Here is a 7391-nt window from a genome sequence, read left to right on the forward strand (position 1 = left end):
GGGGAGCACAAGGAGGTAAGTATGTGCGACACGAGCAACATCACAGTCGGAACCATCGTCATGGTGAAAGTCGGACGCAATGAGATCGAGGTTGTCGTAACCGAGATCACCGCGAACGGCTGGAAAGTCAAAAAGGTCGGCAGCGACCGCGAGTTCATCGTCACCAGAATCGAACGGGTCATCGCCGAACCGGGAGCGCCGGAAGCGGCTTCCGCAACGGAACCGGAGACGGAAGCAGTCGATGCGGAGATCCCGTCGGAAGCGGAAGAGGAAGTGGACACGCCCAATCCCGCGCCGGAATCCGGCGGATCGCCGGAGAAGAAGCTCTCACTCCTGAATGCGGCTCTGCTGGTCCTCAAGCGCAGCCGGACGCCGCTCAACACGAAAGAGATCCTCGCGCAAGTCATCGAAGAAGGTCTCTGGAGCCCGAATGGAGCAAAGACTCCGGAGCAGAGCCTTTACTCCGCATTTTTCCGCGAGATCAAGGAAAAGGAGACCCCGCGCGTCCGCAAGAGTGCCGCCCGCCGGGGCGCATTCGAGTTCAACAGCTGACCGAAGCGGCCGGTGCGGAAGTCGGAGCGGGAAGTGCATCCAGAAGCAGTTCCCGTGCCGTATACAGAGGCAGGAGCAGTTGGATGTATGCGCCAAAGTGCTCCGGTTTTACTTCCTGACCGCTCCGGAGGTAATTCCGAACCAGACAGGTACGCGGTCTGCCGGTTTTCTGAGAAAGTTCTCCAAAGGGTGTTGCCGGAATGGCCGCACGAGCCAGCTTCTCGGCATGAGCCTCCAGTTTCGCCAGACGGTTTTCCGCCTGAATCCGCCGGTACACTTCCTCTTCCAAAGTTGCCACCAGAGCTTTGACCTGTTCATTGCTCATGCCCGGAGAAAGATATGCTCCGGTCTTGCGGATGGACGGCAGAACCTCATGCGTCACCCAGCGTTTGAATGCTTTGGCTTCCGGTTTCCGGCTTCGGAGAATCAGAGAATAGAGGCCAGCCTCGCTGACAATCGTCATTTCCTGATTGCCGCCAGGGGTGTAGATAATATCTACTCCCCTTTCATCTTCATCCAAACATTTATTCAATGTGTCACGGCTGTTCTTGATTTCCAAAATGTTGCAGACATCCTTGGCAACAAACCACGGTTCTCCGTCCTTTTCAACAATTCGAATCGGGCTGTTCTTGTAGACTTTTACGATTTCGTTCATACGATAATTCTCCTCTTTTGGTTAGTTTGCCGGACAGCACCATGCCGTCCGGCTGTTGTTCTTTATTCTTCGACTGCCGGAGTAAGCGCCTGCCAGTCACAGTCCTCGCCATGGACGAACTCCGCCCAGCGGCGGCGGATCACATCCACATATTTCGGATCAAACTCCATCGTGCAGTTGACGCGGTTTGTCTGCTCGCAGGCGATCAGCGTGCTGCCCGATCCACCAAACAGATCCAGCACAGTCTCACCCGCTTTCGAAGAGTTGAAAATCGCCTTGATCGCCAGCGCGGTCGGCTTCTGCGTCGGATGCACATATTCCCGCGTGTTGTCCCGCTTGATGTCCCAGACCGTCGTCTGGCAGCGGTCGCCGAACCACTCGCAGTTCTCACCCTCATGACAGCCGTAAAAGCACGGTTCCGCCGCCCAATGGTAATCGCTGTGACCAAGGATCATTCCCTTGTTCCAGAACAATACCTGTTTGGATTTCAGTCCGGCGTCAATGATGGCGTGTTCAAACTGCAAATGATTGCTGCTGGCATACCAGATGTAGAACGCCCGCTTTTCCCGGAGGCTCGCTTTCAGATTTTTGAATGCGGCAAGCAGGAACTCCGAAAGTTTTTCCCCGCGCAGATCGTCGTTTTCAATGACCTCCCACAGTCGGCCGCCCGGATTGTTCACTCCGCGATAACTGACTCCATACGGCGGATCGGTGAAAACGAGATCCGCTTTCCCTCCGCTCATGAGCCGGGCGACGTCTTCCACCTTGGTGGAATCGCCGCACATGAGCCGGTGCTTGCCGAGCTGATAGATCACCCCCGGCTGACTGACCGGCTCTTCCGGGACATCCGGGACGGCGTCAGCATCCGTCTCTCCCTCGGCAACCACATTTTCTTCGGAACTCCCGTTCAGCAGACGGTCAAGCTCGTCGGTGTCGAAGCCGAGGAGCGACAGGTCAAAATCCTTTTCCTGCAAATCGCGCAGTTCGATCGGAAGCAGGTCGTAGTTCCACTCCGCAATCTCGCCGGTCTTGTTGTCCGCGATTCGATACGCCTGCACCTGTTCCGGCGTGAGTTTTTCCGCGATCACCACCGGAACTTCCGTGAGACCGAGCTGTTCCGCCGCTTTCAGGCGGGTGTGCCCGACAACCACGACGAAATCCTTGTCCACGACAATCGGCTGCTGGAAACCGAACTCCTTAATTGAGTTGGCAACCGCCTCCACCGCGCCGTCGTTGAACCGCGGGTTCTTCTCATACGGATGGATCTCCGAGAGTTTCATCATTTGAATCTGCATAAAGGCTCCTTTCCTGAAAAAATGATTTGCAAAAGCAAGATTCGGAATTACTTTTGCAAGGGTTGAAGAATTGAGAATTCCGGAGAAAGACGATTTCGCCGGAAACGGGGCAGACAGCCCCGGTGTCGCGTTCGATTCCGACCCGCTATACAGCCCCGGCGAACGTGCTGTCGCGCGTGTAAGAGGGCTGTCCCGGGGCGTGTCGGCGTACTGTCGGAGTGGATCGCAAGTCGTTGATAATCAACGCGCATAAAAATTTTATCACCTGCAAGCAAGTCTGCTTATAACACCGACTCCTTCCGCGCGCCCTCGAAAAATCCCTTTCAAGGGGGGAACCGTTGACTCTGGAATGCGCATAAGCCTCGCCGCCCCATTTTCGACCCCTCGAAATTTCTGTGCTTCTATGAGGCTGGAAATACCCTTAAAATAAACGACGGATTTTTCCGTTATTTCGACAAAAGTGACGGAAAAGTGACGGAAGGCTCATGAGTGCATCGGCTATTCCCGGTTTTTCTTCTGGATCTGATAAATCCGCCGTGGGGTGAGTCCGATCATGTCTGCGACTTCGCCGATGGGAGCGCTGGAGGCAACCATGTTCTGCACGAAGTTCTTGTCTGCCTTTGACTTGTAGTTCACCGGAGGGATATAAAGCAGACCGCGCCAATGCTTTTGAACCGCCTTGAGCAGTTCGGACGGCAGCACATCTGCCGCGTTAGCATAAACGGACATGGCTGTTTTCCTTTACTTTTTGTGTTTGAACTCACCGCACCAGTCATCATCCTTGACGACCGGCCACTCTATGTACGGGGAATGTGCATACCTGACAGTTGACGGTGCGTGGCGGCGGCAAATACTGCCGGAGCCTTTGCCTCTGGAATCAAAAAATTTGCATTCGGAACATGTCTTAATGTGCCGATCTTCTGTTTTCATAAAAATCCTTTCAAAAATGTTGTTCACGGCTTTCACGGCTCTTTATATGCAAATGAAAAAAAGAAAGAAGTCCGGGAACAGCTGTGAAGTGGTGAAAAGCTAAAAAAAACAGAAGAAAAATAATATATTTTGAGGGTAAATATATATATTATTATTTTTTTCTGTTCTTCTCTTTTCATTCTGCTATTCACACTTTTTCCCTTCACTTTTCCCGGCATTTTGCATCTTTTTTTCCGGGAAGCCCTGGACCGTTCACATTGTTTTTTGTGAATCATTCCACAAGCCGGTATATTTTTGCCGCAGGTCTGACTGAAGAGTCATATTCTACCTGAACAGTGCCCTTTTCCTGCAGGGTTTCTGCGATTTTCTTCATGGAGTCCGCAGACTCGTGCAAAAGCCGCAGAAGTTTGCTGTGCGGCAACCGGCCGCCATGCTCCTGCAGTTTGCGGATTGCTCTCTGACATTTCTCATCGAAGATGTTTTCATAGACATAGCGGTCAGCCATGTAAAGCATCCGCTGCGTCAGATGATCAATGAACTTCCACGCCCATCGCACGGATTTCTCCGTGATCAGCGGATTGTAGACATTGCCGCTGATGCCGTGCAGCATGGCGAGCTTGCACACCTTTTCATGGGCGCGCGCCCACAATGCCTTGGCAGCGCCTTCGTTCTGTGCTTCATAGAAGTTGTAACGCCGGTCGCATTCCTGCTGTACTTCCCGGAGCGCGGCAGTTGCTTCGGGCGTCTCCGTAATGATCAGCGGCTTTGGATACTCGTTTGTCAGATTGCCGTTCACATCGAGATTCGCGAGGTAGGTTGCCGCGCGGATCAGCGAATCCGAAGGCGTGATCGGCTGGGGATTGCCGGCTTCGCCACGCTTGCCCGCTTCCACGATGATGCACCGGGCGACCAGCCCGTTTTCAAGCACACGCCGGGAAAGCGATTCATAGAAATACTGCGGAATCGCGGTTCCCAGCAGAACCAGATTCGGATTCACAATATGCGCGATCTCATGAACTGTGCCGTCTTTCTTCTTCGCTGATGCTTTTTTGCGCAGCGGATAGATGGTGTTGGACGCGCCATAGAACTTCAACAGCTTTTCGTTGATGGATTCCGCCCGGTTGTCTTTACTGTATTTCAAAGTATTGAAAATACAGTCGAACTCATCCGCCTGAAACAACATGGACGGGTGCATGAACAGGGCATCTTCCAGACCTTCTCCGGAAGCGAAGGCATCGCCGATCGCCCCGGCGACTCCCGCGCGGAAGGCGATATTGAAATTCACCTTGCGCGGATGATCTTTGCCGGTTCCGCTGTCTGCCAGCGCGATGAGATAGATGTTGCTCCGATTGTCGCGCTTGTCCTGCACCTTTCGCCCGACGAGAAACGCCAGGAGCGCCAGTGCGCCGGTGAACGAAAGGACACGGTTCGGATACGGAGCCGACTGCATCGAGAGCTTGACGACATCATCAATGAATCCGGGAATCGACAACAGCTTGTCCGGCACGGGTCCGGGATTGGGAAAGAGAGGAGCCTCCTTTTCCTGCTTTTCGATTCTGTTCGGCTTCAAGATTCCGCTCAGATCCACATCGGAGTTCGCCTCCTCCCGGCGGTCGTAGCATCCGGGTTCGCGAAGTTCACGCAACGCGCGCCAGTCGTTGCCGGAACAGCCGTTGTGATGGCATTTGAATGCCACCGCCCCAGACGGTTCCTGAATCAGAACGGCGGACTTGTTGGTGTGCGCCTCGTTGAACGGGCAGACGGGGAAAATCCACTTGCGTCCGCCCTTCCACGGCTGCGGAGAGCCAAGTTCGGGGCAGTACTGCGCGATCCAGGAGTCCAGATCAAACGCCGGCATTGTGTGCTTCCAGTCGTCATCCGGAACGTCGGTTTGAGTGTCTTCACTCTGATACGACACAATATCCTGCATTTGCTCCCGGGATACAGACACAATATCTTGTGGTTCGTCCAGAATCCGGGCCATGCGGTGCGGACGTTCCGGGATGGAGTCGCCCTTGCAGTTCATTGTCCCGGGAAGCCGCCAGATCCGCGCCGGATTGTGAACCGACGTGTCGATCGCGACCTGTTCGGACGAGGCCTTTGCGATTTCGCCGATCACCCGGCGCACCAGCTCGCCGTCGTCCGCCGGGAGGTCGATCCGGTACATCAACTGCGCCCCATTGCCGGAATCCGTCATGATAGGATCGGGCCAGCCAAGGGAGGAGAGTCCGTCGCGGATCTCGCGTGCCTTGGCCAGCGCGGATTCGTGTTCCGCATTCGAGCTGGACACGCCGGAGGCTCGTCTGGGATCGCAGTCGATCAGAAGCCAGCGCCGCCGGACAATATCCGTGTCGGCGGTCGTCGGATTCCGCCCCGCCGGACGCAGACGGTTCACCGCACGGGCAAGCAGATCGGGATTGACCGGATTGACCGTGACGTAAACGCCGCGAAAGGAGAGCAGGCGTTTCAGCGCCTCCGGGACGGCGGAGATGTGCTCGTAATCGAAATAACCGGACTCGATATGCTCCCGCCGGTAATCGGCGCTGACCGCGTCCAGCACACGCACCTCGAACACGTCCCCGGCCTGAAACCAGAGGCGCAGAGCATGGGTGATTTCATTTGCGTCGGTCATTGCGTTCTCCATGATATTTGTCGGCGAAATACTGTTCCGTCATGAGTGTGTGCATCGTGGAAATGAATCCCACGATCAGAGCTCTGACCTGCGCCGCTGCCTTCTCCTCCGCGTCCAGCCTGGGAAATACTTCGTTCCTCAGATAGCGTTCCAGAAGCAGAGCCTTGTGTCCCGAGTTGACGGCAAGCAGCTTCTCGACGTCCGCGCGCGGAACAAGCCGGACGACCTGCAGTCCGCCCGATGTCCGGATCCGTTCATAAAGCGGAACGTTTTCTGTGTGTTTTGCCAGTTCCCGGTTGGGATTGCTCCAGCCGAGAATGTTGCAGATGTCGCGGATCACGAAGAAGTTTTCACCATTACGTTCAACCGCGCGTACAGGCATCTTCCTGAATGTGAAAATACTTACGTTATTCATGAGTTCCCTTATCGTTGTTGTTAAGACTTTTTTGAGCTTGCGCGATTCGTGCCCGTGCTATTTCACAATATTCGGGATCTACCTCAACTCCGATAAAATTGCGTCCGGTTTGCAGACAGGCGATCCCTGTTGTACCAGAGCCACAGAATGGATCTAACACAAGTTCATTATGAAATGAAAGCAATTCAATCGCCAGTTTGGGTAATGCGACTGGAAACGATGCAAGCGTGAGCGAACAGGTATCCGGACGAATACGCCAAATTCCGGAACAGCCGTGAATGAAATCGTCCCGTGATATGGTATCAATCCCCTTTACCAGTTTCTTTCGTTCACCCTTGCAGGCAATGATTACTACCTCGCATGGATTGTAAATATACGGGCATGACGCACTGCGCCAAGACCCCCATGCGGTTAGACGTCCCTTGTGTGCATCTGCCCAGAGCGGAACTCCATACACGGTAAAACCGGCATACTGGATGAGGTCAATAAACTCTTTGGCCGGAAACACGCGGACGCTGTTTTTTTTCAGGCCCATCTCAAAAAGAACATTTATAGCAATCCTTCCGCCGCGTCGACAGACTCTATACAACAGAGAAAGCCAATCGCGACACCATGAAAGGTATTCCTCCCAAGGACGCGAATCGCAATATGTACGATACGGCATACCGCAATTATATGGAGGAGAGGTAACAACGAGATCGATGGAATCTGGGGGGAGTGCTTTCAAATATTGGATGCAGTCTGCATTGACGATTTCAATCATTGCTTTCTTCGACATTTTTGAGAAACCGGATCACAGTTGCCGCCGTGTGGATGGCTTCCGTGATCATCGCCTTTTTCGATCCCTTGTGTTCATTGTGGTTCAGGCTTGCCTGCAAAAGCTCTCCCGCTTCTTCCGTTACAATGGCCGCC

Annotated in this window: 7 protein-coding genes; 1 reads left to right on the forward strand and 6 read right to left on the reverse strand. The window is 54.1% G+C overall.

Going from position 1 to position 7391, the window contains the following annotated elements:
- Positions 1-21 precede the first annotated feature (21 nt).
- Entirely contained in the window at positions 22-552 is a 531-nt protein-coding gene (locus FYJ85_RS21440; RefSeq protein ID WP_154420739.1) for a winged helix-turn-helix domain-containing protein, read from the forward strand.
- Here the strand turns inward: FYJ85_RS21440 and FYJ85_RS21445 are convergent.
- The 6 genes from FYJ85_RS21445 to FYJ85_RS21470 all read right to left on the reverse strand — a co-directional run bounded on the left by FYJ85_RS21445 (position 542) and on the right by FYJ85_RS21470 (position 7242).
- Positions 542-1207: a BRO-N domain-containing protein gene (locus FYJ85_RS21445; protein WP_154420740.1), complete on the reverse strand. Its 666-nt coding sequence runs from the start codon at positions 1205-1207 to the stop codon at positions 542-544. The genes FYJ85_RS21440 and FYJ85_RS21445 overlap by 11 nt on opposite strands.
- Positions 1208-1269: 62 nt before the next feature.
- Positions 1270-2502, reverse strand: a complete 1233-nt coding sequence (locus tag FYJ85_RS21450) for a DNA modification methylase (RefSeq protein ID WP_154420741.1) — start codon at positions 2500-2502, stop codon at positions 1270-1272.
- 498 nt (positions 2503-3000) lie between these two features.
- A complete protein-coding gene (locus FYJ85_RS21455) occupies positions 3001-3231 on the reverse strand; it encodes a hypothetical protein (protein WP_154420742.1) in 231 nt (76 codons plus the stop codon).
- A gap of 472 nt (positions 3232-3703) precedes the next feature.
- Positions 3704-6064: a DUF3987 domain-containing protein gene (locus FYJ85_RS21460; RefSeq protein WP_154420743.1), complete on the reverse strand. Its 2361-nt coding sequence runs from the start codon at positions 6062-6064 to the stop codon at positions 3704-3706.
- Entirely contained in the window at positions 6048-6446 is a 399-nt protein-coding gene (locus tag FYJ85_RS21465) for a BRO family protein (protein WP_154420744.1), read from the reverse strand. The genes FYJ85_RS21460 and FYJ85_RS21465 overlap by 17 nt, the downstream gene beginning before the upstream one ends.
- Positions 6447-6471: 25 nt before the next feature.
- Complete coding sequence (locus FYJ85_RS21470; RefSeq protein WP_206213385.1) at positions 6472-7242, reverse strand: DNA-methyltransferase; 771 nt, start codon at positions 7240-7242, stop codon at positions 6472-6474.
- Positions 7243-7391 lie beyond the last annotated feature (149 nt).

It is taken from the genome of Victivallis lenta (genome assembly GCF_009695545.1).
Lineage (GTDB): Bacteria > Verrucomicrobiota > Lentisphaeria > Victivallales > Victivallaceae > Victivallis > Victivallis lenta.

Coding starts and splice junctions, on each gene's coding strand:
- FYJ85_RS21440 (WP_154420739.1), top strand. CDS start 22: ATGTGCGACACGAGCAACATCACAGTCGGAACCATCGTCATGGTGAAA.
- FYJ85_RS21445 (WP_154420740.1), bottom strand. CDS start 1,207: ATGAACGAAATCGTAAAAGTCTACAAGAACAGCCCGATTCGAATTGTT.
- FYJ85_RS21450 (WP_154420741.1), bottom strand. CDS start 2,502: ATGCAGATTCAAATGATGAAACTCTCGGAGATCCATCCGTATGAGAAG.
- FYJ85_RS21455 (WP_154420742.1), bottom strand. CDS start 3,231: ATGTCCGTTTATGCTAACGCGGCAGATGTGCTGCCGTCCGAACTGCTC.
- FYJ85_RS21460 (WP_154420743.1), bottom strand. CDS start 6,064: ATGACCGACGCAAATGAAATCACCCATGCTCTGCGCCTCTGGTTTCAG.
- FYJ85_RS21465 (WP_154420744.1), bottom strand. CDS start 6,446: ATGCCTGTACGCGCGGTTGAACGTAATGGTGAAAACTTCTTCGTGATC.
- FYJ85_RS21470 (WP_206213385.1), bottom strand. CDS start 7,242: ATGATTGAAATCGTCAATGCAGACTGCATCCAATATTTGAAAGCACTC.